The 18,363-nt window shown below is 49.8% G+C and carries 14 protein-coding genes and 1 tRNA gene; 1 reads left to right on the top strand and 14 read right to left on the bottom strand.

Translation table 11 applies throughout. The features are described 5' to 3' along the window. Positions 1-14: 14 nt before the first annotated feature. The 4 genes from B5F07_RS01120 to B5F07_RS01105 all read right to left on the bottom strand — a co-directional run bounded on the left by B5F07_RS01120 (position 15) and on the right by B5F07_RS01105 (position 4,063). Positions 15-99, bottom strand: a tRNA-Leu gene (locus B5F07_RS01120). Positions 100-342: 243 nt separating this feature from the next. Next, a complete protein-coding gene (locus tag B5F07_RS01115; protein ID WP_087159432.1) occupies positions 343-1,617 on the bottom strand; it encodes a diaminopimelate decarboxylase in 1,275 nt (424 codons plus the stop codon). 93 nt (positions 1,618-1,710) lie between these two features. After that, a complete protein-coding gene (gene pyk / locus B5F07_RS01110; protein ID WP_087159431.1) occupies positions 1,711-3,147 on the bottom strand; it encodes a pyruvate kinase in 1,437 nt (478 codons plus the stop codon). 67 nt (positions 3,148-3,214) lie between these two features. Continuing rightward, positions 3,215-4,063, bottom strand: coding sequence for a hypothetical protein (locus B5F07_RS01105; protein ID WP_087159430.1), 849 nt, complete (start codon positions 4,061-4,063; stop codon positions 3,215-3,217). A gap of 280 nt (positions 4,064-4,343) precedes the next feature. Here B5F07_RS01105 and B5F07_RS01100 point away from each other — a divergent pair, with 280 nt between their 5' ends. Next, positions 4,344-8,660, top strand: coding sequence for a 2-hydroxyacyl-CoA dehydratase (locus B5F07_RS01100; protein WP_087159429.1), 4,317 nt, complete (start codon positions 4,344-4,346; stop codon positions 8,658-8,660). A 62-nt stretch (positions 8,661-8,722) separates the two neighbouring features. On the opposite strand, the gene B5F07_RS01095 is transcribed toward B5F07_RS01100, so the two are convergent. The 10 genes from B5F07_RS01095 to B5F07_RS01050 form a co-directional block, all read right to left on the bottom strand. Then, positions 8,723-9,823, bottom strand: coding sequence for a hypothetical protein (locus B5F07_RS01095; RefSeq protein ID WP_087159428.1), 1,101 nt, complete (start codon positions 9,821-9,823; stop codon positions 8,723-8,725). Between the two features lie 218 nt (positions 9,824-10,041). Continuing rightward, positions 10,042-10,287, bottom strand: coding sequence for a hypothetical protein (locus B5F07_RS01090; protein WP_087159427.1), 246 nt, complete (start codon positions 10,285-10,287; stop codon positions 10,042-10,044). Positions 10,288-10,443: 156 nt separating this feature from the next. Then, a complete protein-coding gene (locus B5F07_RS01085) occupies positions 10,444-11,103 on the bottom strand; it encodes an HAD family hydrolase (protein WP_087159426.1) in 660 nt (219 codons plus the stop codon). A 27-nt stretch (positions 11,104-11,130) separates the two neighbouring features. Next, positions 11,131-11,634 carry a GreA/GreB family elongation factor gene (locus B5F07_RS01080; protein ID WP_087159425.1) on the bottom strand — a complete coding sequence of 168 codons (504 nt, stop codon included), beginning with the start codon at positions 11,632-11,634 and terminating at the stop codon, positions 11,131-11,133. Positions 11,635-11,776: 142 nt separating this feature from the next. Next, positions 11,777-13,315, bottom strand: a complete 1,539-nt coding sequence (gpmI, locus tag B5F07_RS01075; RefSeq protein ID WP_087159424.1) for a 2,3-bisphosphoglycerate-independent phosphoglycerate mutase — start codon at positions 13,313-13,315, stop codon at positions 11,777-11,779. Positions 13,316-13,447: 132 nt separating this feature from the next. Then, positions 13,448-13,648 carry a DUF6199 family natural product biosynthesis protein gene (locus tag B5F07_RS01070; protein WP_087159423.1) on the bottom strand — a complete coding sequence of 67 codons (201 nt, stop codon included), beginning with the start codon at positions 13,646-13,648 and terminating at the stop codon, positions 13,448-13,450. Between the two features lie 28 nt (positions 13,649-13,676). Next, complete coding sequence (locus B5F07_RS01065; RefSeq protein WP_087159422.1) at positions 13,677-14,114, bottom strand: hypothetical protein; 438 nt, start codon at positions 14,112-14,114, stop codon at positions 13,677-13,679. 107 nt (positions 14,115-14,221) lie between these two features. Then, positions 14,222-16,000, bottom strand: coding sequence for an AAA family ATPase (locus tag B5F07_RS01060; protein ID WP_330397691.1), 1,779 nt, complete (start codon positions 15,998-16,000; stop codon positions 14,222-14,224). Positions 16,001-16,248: 248 nt separating this feature from the next. Continuing rightward, positions 16,249-16,998 (bottom strand): triose-phosphate isomerase, encoded by a 750-nt coding sequence (tpiA, locus tag B5F07_RS01055; protein WP_087159421.1) that lies wholly within the window; start codon positions 16,996-16,998, stop codon positions 16,249-16,251. A gap of 125 nt (positions 16,999-17,123) precedes the next feature. Further along, on the bottom strand, positions 17,124-18,323 hold the full coding sequence (locus tag B5F07_RS01050) for a phosphoglycerate kinase (RefSeq protein WP_087159420.1): 1,200 nt from the start codon (positions 18,321-18,323) through the stop codon (positions 17,124-17,126). Positions 18,324-18,363 lie beyond the last annotated feature (40 nt).

Below are 18,363 nucleotides of genomic sequence, written 5' to 3'. Positions count from 1 at the left end.
AGGGCTGAAAATTCTGGTGCCGGTGGTGGGACTCGAACCCACACGGATTTCTCCACACGATTTTGAGTCGCGGTCGTCTGCCAATTCCGACACACCGGCATTTATATTTTAATTTCCCTTGTGTCCCGCACATCTCAGATTTTGGAGGGATGTGCGGGAGGGATATTAAAATCAAATGAAATTATGAAGTTGTGAAAACGCCGATTTATCAAGGGTTTTGCCAAGGCACTCAACATTCTACGAAGTAGATTTTGAGTCAAGTGCGTCTGCCAATTCCGCCACAGCGGCTTTTTTCAAAACCGATATTTATGATATCATATTTTGTCGTGTTTTTCAACAAATTTATTTCTTTATCAGCTTTTTCCCGATATCAAAACAGTCAAACGTCGCAAAGTAGTCTGCCGGAGTCTCGGCGCGGCGGATCATCTGCACGCTGCCGTCCTCTTTGAGAAGAAGCTCCGCGGATTTGAGCTTGCCGTTGTAGTTGTATCCCATGGCAAAACCATGCGCTCCGGTATCGTGAATGATAAGATAATCTCCAATATCGATCTTCGGCAGCATTCTGTCAATGGCGAACTTGTCGTTATTCTCACAGAGAGAACCTGTCACATCATACTTGTGGTCGCAGGGAGCATTCTCCTTGCCCGCCACGGTAATATGGTGGTACGCCCCGTACATTGCCGGGCGCATCAGGTTGACCGCGCAGGCGTCAACGCCGATATACTCTTTGTGGGTATGTTTCTCGTGGATCGCCTTTGTCACCAGGCATCCGTAAGGTCCTGTCACGAAACGTCCCAGCTCTGTATAGATCTCCACATCTCCCATACCTGCCGGCACAAGGATCTCCTCATATACCTTTCTCACGCCCTCACCGATCACGCGGATATCGTTGGGCTCCTGATCCGGGCGGTATGGAATTCCGATTCCGCCGGAAAGGTTGATAAACTTGATGTGTACGCCAGCCTCTTTGGAGAGACGGACTGCCTGCTCAAAGAGAACTTTCGCCAGCAGCGGGTAATACTCGTTGGTCACTGTATTGCTTGCAAGGAAGGCATGAAGCCCGAACTCCCTGGCTCCCTTTGATTTGAGAATCTTATACGCCTCAAGGATCTGCTCTGTAGTCATGCCGTATTTCGCGTCTCCCGGGTTATCCATAATATCTGTGGTAATCTTGAACATTCCGCCCGGATTGTAACGGCAGCTGATGGTCTCCGGAATATGTCCGATTGCCTTCTCAAGGAAATCAATATGGGTAATGTCATCCAGGTTGATGATTGCCCCCAGTTTATCTGCCAGGACAAAGTCCTGCTCCGGTGTGTCGTTGGAGGAAAACATAATCTTCTCTCCCCGGATATCCAGTGCGTCTGAAAGCATCAGCTCCGTGTAGGACGAGCAGTCGCAGCCGCAGCCGTACTCTTTGAGAATGTCAATGATAAACGGATTCGGCGTAGCCTTTACCGCAAAATACTCCCGGTATCCCGGATTCCACGCAAATGCCTCCTTCAGCGCTTTGACGTTTTCCCGGATTCCTTTCTCATCATACAGATGAAAGGGGGTTGGGTATGTCTTAACGATCTCCTCGATCTGCTCCTTCGTCACAAATGTCTTTTTCTCCATCTTCTGTTTTTCCTCCTGTTCTCTGATCGTTTCTATCTCAAAAGCGGCCCCGCCAGGGAATGCGCCCCTGCCGGAACCGCCCGAATCTGCTGTTTACTCTACTGTGGCAATTCTCATCATGTTGCTTGTCGTCGTATGCTCCTGGCTGATATTCTGGGACGGGATACCGGCTGTAAGCACAACCACATCACCCGGCTCGATATACTGTTTTACGGTCGCCAGTTCAATGGCATTATTGCAGATGTCATCTGTCGTCTTGGACTGAATCGTCTTGAGAGGTCTCACACCCCAGTAAATCGACATTCTTCTCAGTGTTCGCTCATTGGGAGTCACGCCGAGAATATCCTGTCTCGGTCTTAAGTTGGAAACCACTCTTGTTGTCGCCCCGGTAACGGAAGGCGTAATGATACATTTTGCATTCAGGTTCGCAGCCGCCAGTACAGAGGAATATCCGATTGCGCTGGAAAGTCCGCTCTTCAGGTGCTCTCCCGATTTGTCCAGCATACTGTCATAATCCAGATGCTGCTCTGTGTTCTCGATGATATGAACCATCATCTGGAGCGCCTCCACCGGATATTTTCCCTGTGCCGTCTCCCCGGAAAGCATCACTGCATCCGTTCCGTCGTAAACCGCATTTGCCACGTCAGTCACTTCCGCTCTCGTCGGACGGGGATTGCGGATCATGGAATCCAGCATCTGTGTGGCTGTGATGACGGTCTTGAAGTTGTTGTTGCACTTCTGGATCATCATTTTCTGCAGATAGGGAACTTCCTCTGCCGGGATCTCTACGCCCAGGTCACCGCGGGCTACCATGATGCCGTCCGCCGCGCGGATAATCTCGTCGATGTTGCGGATTCCCTCTGCATTCTCAATCTTCGCAATAATCGGAATATAGGGAGCGTTCAGTTCTTTTAAGTAAGCCTTGATCTCAAGCACACACTCTGCATTGCGCACAAAGGAAGCGGCGATAAAGTCGATGTCCTGCTCCACACCGAATCTGATATCATCCTTGTCCTTCTCCGTGATTGCAGGAAGGCGAACCGCAACGTCCGGCACATTCACACCCTTGCGTTCTCCCAGCTCGCCGCCGTTTACGACCTCACAGACAATATCTTTTCCTTTCGCTGCAATGACGCGCAGGCCGATCAGCCCGTCATCGATAAGGATCGTCTTTCCCTGATCCACATCATCTACAAGCCCGCTGTAGGAAATGGATACCTTTGTCTCATCTCCCACGATCTCATCCGTAGTGAGGACGAATGTCTTTCCTGCCTCAAGCATTACCTTTTTCCCGTCTTTGAGAAGTCCTGTACGGATCTCAGGTCCTTTCGTATCCAGAAGAATCGCTGTATTGGAATGTTCTTCCTCCCGGAGCTGTTTGAGCATATCCATCCTGTACTTCTGCTCCTCGTGGTCTCCATGTGAAAAATTGAAACGGGCAACATCCATCCCGTTCTGGATCAGTTTTCTCATCAGCTCTCTGTCGTTCGTGTTCGGTCCCATTGTGCAGACCACTTTTGTCTTTTTCATACAATCTCTCCTTCTCAATAATATATTTCTTACAGAAATGCCCCCTGTTTCGCGGATATTTCCCGCATCACTTCACATGCTCGTGGGTAAACAGGTGATCCTGACAGTACTCATAATTGCCGTTGCACTTGGAACAGAACCGGAACTCCAGATTGGGGTCGTCCAGTTCCGTGCGCCCGCACACTGCGCAGCGGTGATGTGCGCCGTTTGTATAAGTCATCCTGGGGCCTTTCGCCTGTTTTTTAAACTTTGCCCTGCGCGCCTGCTCCCGCGGGTTAAAGCGGTGCATGTTCCGGTTGGACAGGAAAAAGATCACAAAGTTTAACAGGGACGCCCCGATGGCCACCTTCGTGGCAACTCCTCCCGTAATAAAATAGAACAGCGCCATGGCAGCGTAAACCAAAGCCATCCATTTCATCTTTACGGGAAGAATGAACATAATCAGCACTTCCATATCCGGATAGATCGCGGCGAAAGCCAGGAAGATGGACATGGTAATATAGTTCGTGCTGATCAGTCCTACGGAGGAAAGCGATACTTCCACCCCGTAGATCAGGAAATATATGCCGTAAAGGGCAAAAGACGCAATCAAAGTAAACAAAATTCCGGAAATAATGTACACATTATAGCGGAATGTTCCCCAGGTTCTCTCCAACGCCGTTCCGAGGGAATAATACAGAAGCAGCAGGAAAAACAGGGAAATTATCTTGTTTGTCGGGGGAATCAGCACCCAGGAGATAATCCGCCAGACCTGTCCCCGTAAAATATAGGCCGGTTCCAGAGTCAGCCACGCAAGAAGCCCTGGCATGAAATACAGAATTCCGAAACCGATAATATACCCTCCCAGAAGGTACAGCGTCAGGTTGGGAATGGCGAAACGTCCGATTTTTCTTTCCAGTTTGTCTAACCAGTTCAAAATATCCTTACTCCTTACACTTAAATTCTTAAATCATTGTACCGTCCGGACTTCGGTTTGTCAAACAGATGTTGTCTGTTTTCATGACTTTAACATAATCTTTATCTATTTTACCCATAGTCTCTGGGATTATTTTGAAATCCCGCATAATAATAACAATTGTCTTTTTCAAAATCATGTCGTATAATGTTAGTTGTTGTAAATCTGAAAAACACATTTAATAAGAAGCAACTCACATATATTGTTACAGAATCAGTACAAAAGAATGGAGACTTGATTTATGAATCTGAAAGAATTACATACTCTTGGAATCGATATCGGTTCCACCACAGTAAAGATTGCGATTCTCGACGAAGACAGGGAAGTCCTCTTCTCGGACTACGAACGGCACTTTGCAAACATTCAGGAGACGCTCTCCGACCTTCTCGGACGTGCTCTGTACAAACTGGGACCGATCCAGGTGTCCCCGGTGATCACGGGAAGCGGCGGTCTCTCCCTGGCAAAGCATCTGGGCATCCCCTTCGTCCAGGAGGTTATCGCCGTGTCCACCGCCCTGCAGGACTACGCTCCGCAGACGGACGTTGCCATTGAGCTCGGCGGCGAGGACGCGAAGATTATCTATTTTGAAGGCGGAAATATTGAGCAGCGTATGAACGGCGTCTGTGCCGGCGGTACAGGCTCTTTTATTGACCAGATGGCATCTCTGCTCCAGACCGACGCAGCCGGTCTGAATGAGTACGCCAAAAATTACAAGGCGCTCTACTCTATCGCAGCCCGCTGCGGTGTATTTGCGAAATCAGACATCCAGCCCCTGATCAACGACGGTGCGTCCAAGGAAGACCTGGCAGCTTCCATTTTCCAGGCAGTGGTCAACCAGACCATCAGCGGACTTGCCTGCGGAAAGCCGATCCGGGGACATGTGGCGTTCCTGGGAGGACCGCTTCACTTTCTCTCGGAGCTTCGGGCAGCCTTCATCCGCACCCTGAAACTGGACGATGAGCACATCATCGCCCCGAACCACTCCCACCTGTTTGCCGCTATCGGTTCCGCGCTGAACTCGAAGAAGGACACGCCGGTTGCCCTGCGCGAGCTTCAGAACCGTCTGGCAGGAAAGATCAAAATGGAGTTCGAGGTAGACCGTCTGGAACCGCTCTTTGCCACAACAGAGGAATACGAAGAGTTCACGGCGCGCCATGCGAAACACCAGGTTCCGGTCAAAGACCTGGCTACTTATAAAGGGAAGGCTTTCCTCGGAATCGACGCCGGTTCCACTACGACGAAGGCCGCTCTTGTGGGAGAGGACGGAACCCTTCTGTACTCCTTCTATCACAATAATGAAGGAGACCCTCTGGGAACCACCATCTCCGCCATCAAGGATATCTACAGCAAACTTCCGGAAGGGGTGGAGATCGTACATTCCTGCTCCACCGGATACGGCGAGGCGCTCATCAAGGCGGCTCTCATGCTGGACGAGGGCGAAGTGGAGACGGTAGCCCATTACTATGCGGCTGCTTTCTTTGAGCCGGACGTGGACTGCATCCTGGATATCGGCGGACAGGATATGAAATGCATCAAGATCAAGAACCAGACTGTAGACAGCGTACAGCTCAACGAGGCATGCTCCTCAGGGTGCGGTTCCTTTATCGAGACCTTTGCGAAATCACTGAACTACACGGTAGAGGACTTTGCCCATGAGGCGCTCTACGCCCAGAACCCCATCGATCTGGGAACCCGCTGCACGGTGTTTATGAATTCCAAGGTAAAACAGGCGCAGAAAGAGGGTGCGTCCGTGGCGGACATCTCCGCCGGACTGGCATACTCGGTTATCAAGAACGCTCTGTTCAAGGTGATCAAGGTGTCCGACGCCTCCGAGCTCGGAAACCATATCGTAGTCCAGGGCGGAACGTTCTACAACAATGCGGTGCTGCGAAGCTTTGAGAAGATCGCCGGCTGCGAGGCCATCCGTCCGGATATTGCCGGCATCATGGGCGCTTTCGGCGCAGCCCTGATTGCCCGGGAACGCTATACAGAGTGCGAAGGCACGACCATGCTCTCCATCGACGACATCAATGATCTGACCTACTCCACGACCATGACAAAGTGCCGCGGATGTACCAACAACTGCCGTCTGACTATCAACCATTTCAGCGGCGGCCGCAGGTTCATCACCGGAAACCGCTGTGAGAAAGGTCTGGGAAAAGAGAAATCGAAGAACCAGATGCCGAACCTGTTTGACTACAAGTTCCACCGCTATTTTGACTACACGCCCCTGGAGGAATCCGAGGCGAAACGCGGCGTGATCGGTATCCCGCGTGTGCTGAACATGTATGAGAACTATCCGTTCTGGTTTACGTTTTTCACGAAACTGGGATTCCGGGTGGTGCTCTCCCCGGCTTCCACAAGGAAGATCTACGAGCTTGGCATCGAGTCCATCCCGAGCGAATCCGAGTGTTATCCGGCGAAACTGGCGCACGGACATGTACAGTGGCTGATCAACGAGGGTGTGAAGCACATTTTCTATCCCTCCATCCCCTATGAGCGCAACGAGTTCAAGGAAGCGAACAACCACTACAACTGCCCCATCGTCACCTCCTATCCGGAGAATATCAAGAATAACATGGACCCCATCGTAAACGGGGAAGTGAATTTCATCCATCCCTTCCTCTCCTTTGACAGCGAGGAGCACATCTCCTACCGCCTGATCGAGGAACTCGGGAAGAAATTCTCCCTCTCCGACGATGAGATCCGCGCCGCCGTACACGATGCATGGACAGAACTTGCTTCCTGCCGTGAGGATATGCGCCGCAAGGGCGAGGAAGTCATCAAATTCCTGAACGAGACCGGGAACCGGGGCATTGTCCTGGCGGGACGCCCGTACCACATTGACCCGGAAGTAAACCACGGACTGCCGGAAATGATTACTTCCTATAATATTGCCGTGCTGACAGAGGATTCCGTCTCCCACCTGCACCAGGTGGAGCGCCCCTTGAATGTCATGGACCAGTGGATGTACCACTCCCGTCTGTACGCGGCGGCAAACTATGTAAAGACAACTGACAACCTGGAGCTCATCCAGCTCAACTCCTTCGGATGCGGACTGGACGCCGTCACCACGGACCAGGTGGCAGAGATCCTCAACAACTCCGGGAAGATCTATACTACCCTGAAGATCGATGAGGTCAACAACCTGGGCGCTGCGAGAATCCGTGTGCGCTCCCTCCTGGCAGCGATCCGCGTGAGGGACCAGAAGAAGGCGGCAAGGGAGATCAACCCTTCCTCCATCACCAAAGTGCCCTTCACCAAGGAGATGAGAAAGACCCACACCATCCTGTGCCCGCAGATGTCTCCGATCCATTTCGAGCTCATGGAGCCAGCATTCCGGGCGGCAGGATACAAACTCGAGGTTCTGCCAAACGACAACAAACAGGCCGTGGACATGGGACTGAAATATGTAAACAACGACGCCTGCTACCCCTCCCTGATCGTGGTCGGCCAGATCATGGACGCGATCCTTTCCGGCAACTACGATACGGACCACCTGGCAGTCATCATCAGCCAGACCGGCGGCGGATGCCGTGCATCCAACTATATCGGATTTATCCGCCGCGCCCTGAAGAAAGCGGGATACGGACATATTCCGGTGATCTCCATCAACTTGAGCGGTCTGGAAGGGAATCCGGGATTCAAGATCACGCCTTCCCTGGCTCTGCGTCTCGCTTACGCGGCTGTATTCGGGGATATCTTCATGAAGTGCGTCTACCGGATGCGCCCCTACGAGGCTGTACCGGGCTCGACCAACGCGATGCACCGCAAATGGGCGGAAGTCGTAAAACAGTTTGTGACAGAAAAATATCCGTCCCGCCGGAAATTCAGGAAGCTCTGCCGGGAGATCATTGAGGACTTTGACAACAACATCGAGACGCTGGACATCCGCAAACCACGGGTCGGCGTGGTCGGCGAGATCCTTGTAAAATTCCTTCCGGCGGCAAACAACCACCTGGTCGACCTGCTGGAGAGCGAGGGCGCGGAGGCGGTAGTGCCTGACCTGATCGATTTCATGCAGTACTGCTTCTACAACCAGAACTTCAAGGTATCCCATCTGGGATTCGCCAAACATAAGGCGCTCATCGGAAATCTGGGAATCCGCGCGGTAGAGTGGCTCCGCTCCCCTGCAACGAAAGCGTTTGCAAAGAGCAGGCATTTCACTCCGCCGGCACATATCGAGGATCTGGCGAAGATGGCGTCCGAGATCGTTTCCAACGGAAACCAGACCGGAGAGGGTTGGTTCCTGACCGGAGAGATGCTTGAACTCATCCACAGCGGCGCGGGAAATATCGTATGTACGCAGCCTTTTGCCTGCCTGCCCAACCATGTGGTAGGTAAAGGTGTTATTAAGGAGCTGCGCAGACGCTATCCGAAATCCAACGTGGTTGCCATCGACTTTGACCCGGGCGCCAGCGAAGTAAACCAGCTCAACCGGATCAAGCTGATGCTCTCCACCGCATTCAAGAACCTGGAAGCGGAAGAGGCAGAAGAGACAGAAGAGGCAGAAGAAAAATCTGCCGGACAGAGTACAGCGGAAAAGAAACGCGCTTAAGTAAAAAAACCTTCAAACTGACATAAGAAAAAAATCCTGTCAGTTTGAAGGTTTTCATTTTATTACACAGGCGCTGCCCAGTCATGCAGCATCCCGCAAAGCCGCTCATCATAATCAATAACAAGGGCGTAAAGATTATCTTCAAAATCAAGTGTGCCTTTCGGATAATATACCGCCAGACCGGATGGCTCAAACACGACATATTCCGGTTTCATGTTATCGATCAGAGCCTGGCTCTGGCTTTCTGTCAGCCCATTTTCCCGGTCAGTTCCGTTCAGCCCGGACAGTTCCAGAATGGTCTTCTTCGCAGTCTCTTCATCACAGCTGAACAGATCCCAGGTATCTCTCTTTTCTCCGGTCTCCCGGTCAAACGCATCTCCCAGAGAATACTCTGTGGCTTCCGATTCATCAAGCGAATACGTGACGTTAGTACGGAAATATATAACTTTCTCGCTGTACGAGACAGGCGCTATTTCCATTCCCACGACATAAGGCTGAAAACTGTCTTTATCTTCCGTTTTCTGATATGCACTGTATGCCTTCTCCAGTTCTTCCGGTATACTGTAAAGTTCCCCGCGCTCATCAAAATACGCTTTGATCTTCTCTTTTGCCGTATCGCCAAGCCGGATAAATCCGCCGTCATCGGATGACACCATATAGTCCCAGTCTGTATTGTCCTCCACTGTCAGAAGTTCCGTGCCATCCTTCAGCCGGTAGGCAGAATACGCCTGTCCTCTCCAGTATTCCGCCGGTGTGCCGTCGGAAAGAGTCAGGTCTTCTGTTTCCGCCATCTTCGCCCGGTTGACCTCGATCCGCTCTGCATTGTACGCTGTGATCTTATCCCCGTCTGCCGTTGTCATTGACCGTCTGCCGTCCTGTTGGGGCGTTACCGTAACCTCTGCTTCCTCCACTCTGCCGTGCTTGAAGTCCTCTTCACTCACCCCGTCCGCCCAGGAAATGATCGACGTCTCGTCCGTCATCAGTACTCCGGTTCTGTCTCCCTTCTCCGATTCAACGACAAAAGAGACAATCCCGATGTCGTCCTGCATCTGCTGTTCCGCCACTGTCCCGGAAATTTCCTTCTCGCCGCAGCCCGTCAGAAAGGCACTGCCAAATACGAGCCCTGCTGCCAGCAGAACAATCTTCATTCCTTTTCTGTACATCTGTCCACCTCCCTCAATAAAACAGATCACCGTAATACTATCCTTCTATGACAAGTATACCACAGGCAGATTCTAAAAAACTACCCCCCCCCCAATCTTAATATAATCTTAAAAAACGGACTCCGAAGAGTCCGCTTTCATCTTACTTATATCTGCATATTCACTTTCTATTGTTCATCATACTGCCCGGCCAGACGTCCAAGCACAGATTCCTGCTTCTACACATCAATCCGGAACAGGAATAAACATCCTCCGAACAGTCCCAGAATCAGCCCTGCATATCCGCCTGCACAGACCAGATTTGCAAGAGACTGCATGATGTCTGCGCCTGTAATGGCACAAACTGCCAGTCCTGCAAGAATCCCTGCAACTGTCCACCCGACGATCATCAGCGGAAGAAATACCGAGACCGCATGGCTGTTATCCGTATACCTTGTAATAAAGTTCCACAATGCCCTGTACATCCTGAATCCCTCACTTTTTAAATCCTTAGTAAATAAGATATATCCTTGATTCCTGATCAAGATTATAGATCCAGCATGTAAAAAATATGCATCAGGCAATGAAAAATCTATGTTAAATTCTTCCCCCGCTTCCTCATTTGGGATAAATACCTCATTTCACAGCCCGGGTGTCAATATCATCCCTGCAGCCTCCTGCGGGCTCTCTGCAATCAGCTCTGCACCTGCCTTTTCCATCTCTTCCCGGCTCCCATAGCCATAGAGGACGCCAAGGGAATGAACGCCCGCTTTTCCTGCCCCTTCGATATCATAGCAACGATCCCCAACCATCATGACCTCATCCCGGTTCTTCACACCGCAGGAGGAAAGCACGTACTCGATCACTTCCTGCTTGTCCGTCCTCGTGCCGTCCATGTTGGCGCCGCCGATAAAATCAAAATACCGGGCAAAGTCAAAATGCTCCGCAATAATCTTTGCAAACTTCTCCGGCTTGGAAGTCGCCAGAAGGATCTGAAGACCTGCTGCCTTCAACTGGGACAGCATGGAAATCACACCGTCGTACACCGCGTTTTCAAAGATTCCCTTTTCCGTATAATATTCCCGGTAAAGCCGCACCATCTCCGCAGCCTCCTCATCCGTGATCCCGCAGAAATCCCTGAACTGTTCCTTCAGCGGCGGTCCGATAAAGGAGCGGAGTTCTTCTTCCGATGCTTCTCTCATCCCCGCCTTTTTCAGGGCATACCGGACTCCGTTCATGATCCCGGGACCGGAATCTGTAATCGTGCCGTCCAGATCAAATAAAACTGTTCTGATCACCATATAATAAACACCTCCCGATTCCGAAATCTAATAGCTCCGGATATGGTCGTCTGCCTCGCTCTGGGTGTTGATCACTTTGCGGATCACCACATAATATCCATAGTCATCGCTGACCTTTACAAAGACCCGGTCCCCCTCCCGGTGTCCGAGCAGCGCTTTCCCAAGTGGGGACTCAATGCTCACCAGCCCGTTAAGGGAACTTCCTCTTACAGAAGTGACGATACGGTATGTCTCCACCTCATCATCGTCCTCGCAGTAGATCTCGACTGTATTGTTAAGCCCGACCTCATCTTCCTTCGAGTGGTCTTCCACGATCACCGCGGTCTTCAGCATCCTCTCCAGATAACGGATCCGGCTCTCATTGCGGTTTTTCTCCTTTTTTGCCGCATGGTACTCAAAGTTTTCGCTCAGGTCGCCGTGGGAACGCGCCTCCTTGACAGCCTCGATCAGCTCTTTTCTCTCCACCAGTTTCCGGTGGTCGATCTCCGCCTGGATCTTTTCCACGTCACTTTTTGTCAGTTTCTCACCCATTTTTCTATTCCTTCTCCTTTTTTTCTGATATCGAATCCCTTCTGCCTGCTCAATGTCCGATACGACCAGAAAACTCCCAGGGGGTCGATTCCCCTGAGAGTTTCTTATCTCCTGCTATCGTTCTTATCCGTATTCACAGTCCCTATTTTACAAGAAGGGATTTTCCTGTCATCTCTTTTGGCTGCTCCATTCCCATCAGTTCGATCAGAGTCGGTGCGATATCTGCCAGGCAGCCGCCCTCTCTTAACTTATAAGACGGATCTGCATTTACAAGGATGAACGGAACCTGGTTGGTAGTGTGTGCGGTGAACGGCTCGCCTGTCTCCTCATCAATGAGCTGCTCTGCGTTTCCGTGGTCTGCGCAGATAAACATCTGTCCGTCCACTTCTTTGATAGCGTCAACTGCTCTGCCAACGCACTTGTCAACTGCCTCGATTGCCTTGATCGCCGCAGCTTCCACACCTGTATGTCCTACCATATCCGGGTTGGCGAAGTTGATGATGATCACGTCATATTTTCCGGATTTGATGGCCTCCACAAGCTTGTCGCACACTTCATATGCACTCATCTCCGGCTTCAGGTCATATGTGGCAACCTTCGGGGATTTCACAAGAATTCTGTCCTCGCCCGGGTTCGGCTCCTCTACACCGCCGTTGAAGAAGAATGTAACATGTGCGTACTTCTCTGTCTCGGCAATACGAGCCTGGGTCATATTGTGTGCTGCCAGGAACTCTCCGAATGTATTGGTGATCTCCTCTTTTTCAAATGCAACCAGTTTGTTCGGAATCGTAACATCATATTCTGTAAAGCACACATATGTGGTCTTTATTCTCTCGCCTCTGTCAAATCCTGTAAAATCATCGTCGCAGAAAGTTCTCGTGATCTCTCTTGCGCGGTCCGGACGGAAGTTGAAGAAAATAATAGAGTCACCGTCTTTTACCGTAGCTGTCGGAGCGCCGTCTTTCATCACTACCATCGGCTCAACGAACTCGTCTGTCTTCTCATTGTCATAGGAAGTCTGGATTCCCTCCACAGCGGAATCAGCCTTCACGCCCTCGCCTTTTACAAGAGCATTGTAAGCTTTCTCTACACGGTCCCAGCGGTTGTCTCTGTCCATTGCATAGTAGCGTCCTGCCACTGTGGCAACTTCTCCGACACCGATCTCTTTCATCTTTGCTTCCAGTTCTTCCACATACTCTTTTCCGGATGCCGGAGGCGTATCACGGCCGTCCAGGAAACAGTGTACGTAAACTTTCTCAAGTCCCTGTCTCTTTGCCAGCTCAAGCAGTCCGTAGATGTGAGTGTTGTGGCTGTGAACACCGCCGTCGGAAACAAGTCCCATCAGATGAAGTGCGGAGTTGTTCTTCTTCGCATTGTCACACGCTGCGAGAAGCGCCTTATTCTCGAAGAAGTCTCCGTCCTGGATCGCTTTTGTAATCTTAGTCAGATCCTGGTATACGATACGTCCCGCACCCATGTTCAGGTGTCCTACCTCAGAGTTTCCCATCTGTCCTTCCGGAAGTCCTACAGCAAGGCCGCTTGCATTTCCTCTCACAAACGGATACTCAGCCATCAGCTTGTCCATAACCGGAGTCTTTCCCTCCGCTACAGCATTCCCCTTGACTTCGTCTCTTAAGCCATAGCCATCTAATATCATCAATACGGTTGGTCTTTTACTCATGTCCATATCTCCTTTATCTGTACATTAGGGTTCTTTGTCCCGTAGACTATTGTAACCGTTTTATGGGGATTTTTCAAGCATCAGAGGCAGTTATTTTCCATATCCGTATCAGAGGACAACTGTTTTCCGCGGTCAGCCGGAAAACCTCATGACAAGCAGTACGATCCCGACAATAAGAAGAATCCCTCCCTCGATCCTTGTAGTCAGCTTATACAAATCAGAAGGTTCTCCGTCCCGGTTGTTCTTCCAACTCTCTGTGAACTGATATACGGTCCCGGGGCTGATCAGCATGACAAGCCCGCAGAGAAAGAGAGCAGCTCCAATTACGATCATCTTTGTCACCTCCAAGAAATAAATCCAGTCATTTAAGGATAGCTTCAAAAGTGTTCTCCCCATATTTACACTCAACCGTCCGGACTTCCATTATATTATCCAGCAAAACCAGTACATAACTTCTGGTCCAGTATGTCTCGGTTGTAATGCTGTACTCAGAAATTTCACTGTCATCCACACAGATGTCGAGTGCGCCAGGCTGTAATAGTTCCCGGCTGTCACGGGGTAACTGAAAACAGATCTGAATGTAATTACAGTCCCTGTCATATAAACAAAACTCTGCGCTATAGTCTGATGATGCCGTCTCTTTGTTTTCCATCTCCAGCCAGACGATCTCCTCATGGGTGGATGGTGTGATGATAAGATCCGCCTTTCTTTCTGAGTATAAAAAACATAAAACACAGACAATCACGAAAATTGCCAGAAAAATATACAGGATATATTTCCTTTTATCTTTCGGTTTCAATGTCACCCCCCCTCCCTGAACAGCCCCTTCTCTTTATCGTGCATACATTCTTTTTTGCTTTGTCATGTGCATATTCTACAATATTCAGTTGCAGAAAGTTAAGGCATTTATATCGTCCGACCGTCAACTTTTCGTTCCAAATCTATTTCCCCAAGATCAACGTTCGCAAGATAAACAGATGGACAGTGTTCCTTGTCCACAACTACCCGGCAGACTTTCCTGCTACATGCAATCCCGTATTTCAGAATCACATGACATCCTTCCTGTCTTAATTCGTCCACATACCCATTTCTGTCAATCTGGGCAAGGGCGTCCCGGCAGACCGTCTCAAGACTTCCCTTCTCCGCATATTTCACTTCTATAATAATGCCTGTATCTTCATCCTCAATCCTGACTAAAATATCACTGTACCCATTCCCGGATTCTTTATTGGATTTCACAGTCCAACCATCTTTATAGCCAAGAATCCCCAACAGGATACCATGGTAGAAATTTTCTTTTGTCGGCTTTCTGGCAAAAGTATCACGGATGCTAATGGTCTTTTCAAGATAAGACGTAAAGATCCGTTCCACTTCCGCTGCATCTCCGCTCTCAAGCGCACTGCAGAACGCTCCCAGCCGTTCCCCATCGGCAGCTGCCGTTTCCTTAAACATAGACAGGATCTGACCGGTAAAAATACTGCGGATTTCCATATTTGGAATGCATAACCGCAGCCTGCTGCCTGCAGATGATTCATGCTGTGTCAGATATCCTGTCATATACAGCAGACTCCAGACATTATCTACAGAAGAATAGATTTCATTGTAGGTCAGTTCCTCATGAATTTCCTTTTCAACTGTTTCACCGGCAACCAGGGTCTCAATCTCGCTTTTCAGCACCTCGTTTCCTGCTCTCCCGATCAGGTAACGGACTGCATCGTTTCCACTTGTATTGACCCAGTAATTCTTTGGTTCTGTCTTTTCTGCATCTGTCAGCTCATCGCAATAACTGATCACATCCCAGGGGCAATAGACATCTGTATTGCCAAACCGGTATCCGTCATACCAGTTTTTCACCGCTTCATACCTGTCTTCCAGTCCATAATACTCTAACATATCCCTTACTTCCCGATCAGTAAAGCCAAAATATTCATCAAATCTGGCACTCGTACCGGAAAAAACTTTCAGATTATTCAGCCCGGTAAATATACTTTCTTTCGCCACCCGCAGACACCCTGTCAGCACGGCAAAGTACAGATCCGGATTGGTTTTCAGCGCATTTCCAAACACATTACGGATCAGGGATACCATTTCCGTATAATATCCTCCATGAAATGCTTTATCAAGAGGCACATCGTATTCATCGATCAGCAGGATCACATTTTTCCCGTAATGTTTTGCAAGAAGCTGGGATAGGGTACGCAGGCTGTCGCAGAGCATTTCATCCGACATCGTAAACATTCCGTCCTTAATATCCGTCAGAGCGCGGTACATCTTCTGATCTCCCGAGTCCAGCCGTTCACTGTCTGACAGGCAGGAAAAGCGGCGCGCTTCATTTCCGATCACCCTGCTCAGTGCCGCACGGGCGCTCTGATAGCTCATGCCATCCACGCTTTTCAGGCTCACAGAGATCACCGGGAACTGCCCCATATAATTGTTGCACAGTTCTGTCTCTTTTGTAATCTCAAGCCCGTCGAAAAGTGATCTGTCACAGTCTACTTCAAAGAATGCTTTCAGCATACTCATATTCAAAGTCTTACCGAATCTCCTCGGTCGGGTAAAAAGATTTACTTCCCCCCATTTAAAAAGCAGATCACGGATCATTCGGGTTTTATCCACATAATAAAAATCGAGAGATCGTATTTTTTCAAAGCTGTCTATTCCAACCGGCAGTCTTTTCTTTGTCATATCCATCATGCGTCCGCACACCTTTCCGTCCGTATTTTCTGTTCCATGTTAAGTCTGATTTTACCATTTCACGGCAGTCCCTGCAAGTATCACCGTAAATTCCATACCCTGCAGGATATGTTCATTGCTGATAGAGTCTGTCCATTCCAATACAGTACGCACGCCCATTCTCCCCCAACTCAAAAAACGGACACAGCCGAAGCCATGCCCGTTCCATTTCCGGTAACTGTTTCTTTTACCTGTAATTATTATTTATAGTTTACGATCTTTCCGAAATCAGCTTTCAAAGAAGCACCGCCTACCAGACCGCCGTCGATATCCGGCTGTGCAAACAGCTCTGCAGCGTTTCCTGCATTTACAGATCCGCCGTACTGGATGCGGATCTCCTCTGCTGTCGCCTTGTCATAAACCTCAGCGATGCACTCGCGGATTCCCTTGCAGACTTCCTCAGCCTGCTCTGTTGTAGCAGTCTTGCCTGTTCCGATTGCCCAGATCGGCTCGTAAGCGATAACCATGGTTTTTGCCTGGTCTGCTGTCACGTTCTGAAGACCAACCTTCACCTGCTGACGGATGAAGTCCATCGTCACGCCCTGCTCTCTCTGCTCCAGAGTCTCGCCGCAGCACATGATCGGTGTGATGCCGTGCTCAAGTGCTTTGAGGACTTTCTTGTTGACGTCCTCGTTTGTCTCTCCGAAGTAATCTCTTCTCTCGGAATGTCCGAGAACTACGTATTTCACACCTGCATCTACAAGCATGTTCGGAGCGATCTCGCCTGTGTAAGCGCCGCTCTCCTCAAAATACATGTTCTCTGCTCCAACCTGGATGTTGGTTCCTTTTACAGCTTCCACAACCGGTACGATATCGATGGCCGGTACGCAGAATACTACGTCAACCTCCTCATTTGCAACGAGGGGTTTTAATTCTTCTACCAGTGCAACTGCCTCGCTCGGAGTCTTGTTCATCTTCCAGTTGCCTGCGATAATTTTCTTTCTTGCCATTTTTATTTATCTCCTATATATATTCGATGTTCGCCTTACTAGGCTCGAAAAGACCTCGCCAAGTGCGCCGAACTAAGTAAACGCTAAGTTCAGCCTGCGCCTCCGACTTGCCTTCACTAAGCTTTTTACTTATCATTAGCTGCTGCTACGCCCGGAAGTTCTTTTCCTTCAAGGAACTCAAGGGAAGCGCCGCCGCCTGTGGAGATGTGGGTCATCTTGTCGCCGTATCCGAGCTGGTTTACTGCTGCTGCGGAGTCACCGCCGCCGATGATTGTAACAGCGTCTGTATTTGCAAGAGCCTCGGCAACTGCCTTTGTTCCCTCAGCAAACTTCGGCATCTCGAAGCATCCCATCGGTCCGTTCCATACAACTGTCTTGGCAGATTTTACTGCGTCAGCGAACATCTTAGCTGTCTCCGGTCCGATATCAAGACCCATCCAGCCGTCCGGGATCTCATTCTGTGCCACAACCTGAGTGTTTGCATCGTTGGAGAATGCATCTGCTGCAACTGCGTCAACCGGAAGAAGAAGCTTCACGCCTTTCTCTTCTGCTTTCTTAACCATGTCAAGTGCATACTGCAGATAATCTTCCTCAAGAAGTGAATTTCCTACATTTCCTCCCTGAGCCTTTGTGAATGTATAGCACATTCCTCCGCCGATGATCAGTGTGTCAACCTTGTCAAGCAGGTTGTTGATAACGGAAATCTTGCTGGAAACTTTGGATCCGCCGAGAATAGCCACAAACGGTCTCTCCGGATTCTCAACTGCATTTCCGAGGAATTTGATCTCTTTCTCCATCAGGTATCCCACTACTGCTGTGTCAACATATTTTGTAACACCTACGTTGGAGCAGTGTGCTCTGTGGGCTGTACCAAATGCATCGTTTACAAATACATCGCAGAGGGAAGCAAGCTCTTTGGAGAACTCATCGCCGTTCTTCGTCTCCTCAGCTCTGTAACGTGTATTCTCAAGAAGGACAACATCTCCGTCCTGCATAGCTTCAACTGCAGCCTTTGCGTTCGGTCCGACAACTTCCGGATCAGCTGCAAATTTCACTTCTTTTCCGAGGAGTTCGGAAAGTCTTGCTGCAACCGGCGCAAGAGACAGCTCCGGCTTCGGCTCTCCCTTCGGTTTTCCAAGATGTGAGCAGAGGATAACCTTTCCTCCGTCAGCGATCAGTTTCTTGATCGTCGGAAGTGCCGCAACGATACGGGTATCGTCTGTGATCTTTCCGTCCTGAAGCGGTACGTTGAAGTCACATCTTACAAGGACTCTTTTCCCATTTACATTGATATCATCTACTGTTTTTTTGTTAAGTGCTGCCATTTTTATAGCCTCCTGTTTCTATCATGCCAGCAGGGCATAT

The organism is Lachnoclostridium sp. An169 (genome assembly GCF_002160525.1).
Taxonomy (GTDB): Bacteria; Bacillota; Clostridia; order Lachnospirales; family Lachnospiraceae; genus Mediterraneibacter; species Mediterraneibacter cottocaccae.
Note: the sequence above shows the minus strand (reverse complement) of the source record. Positions and strands in the feature narration are given on the sequence as shown.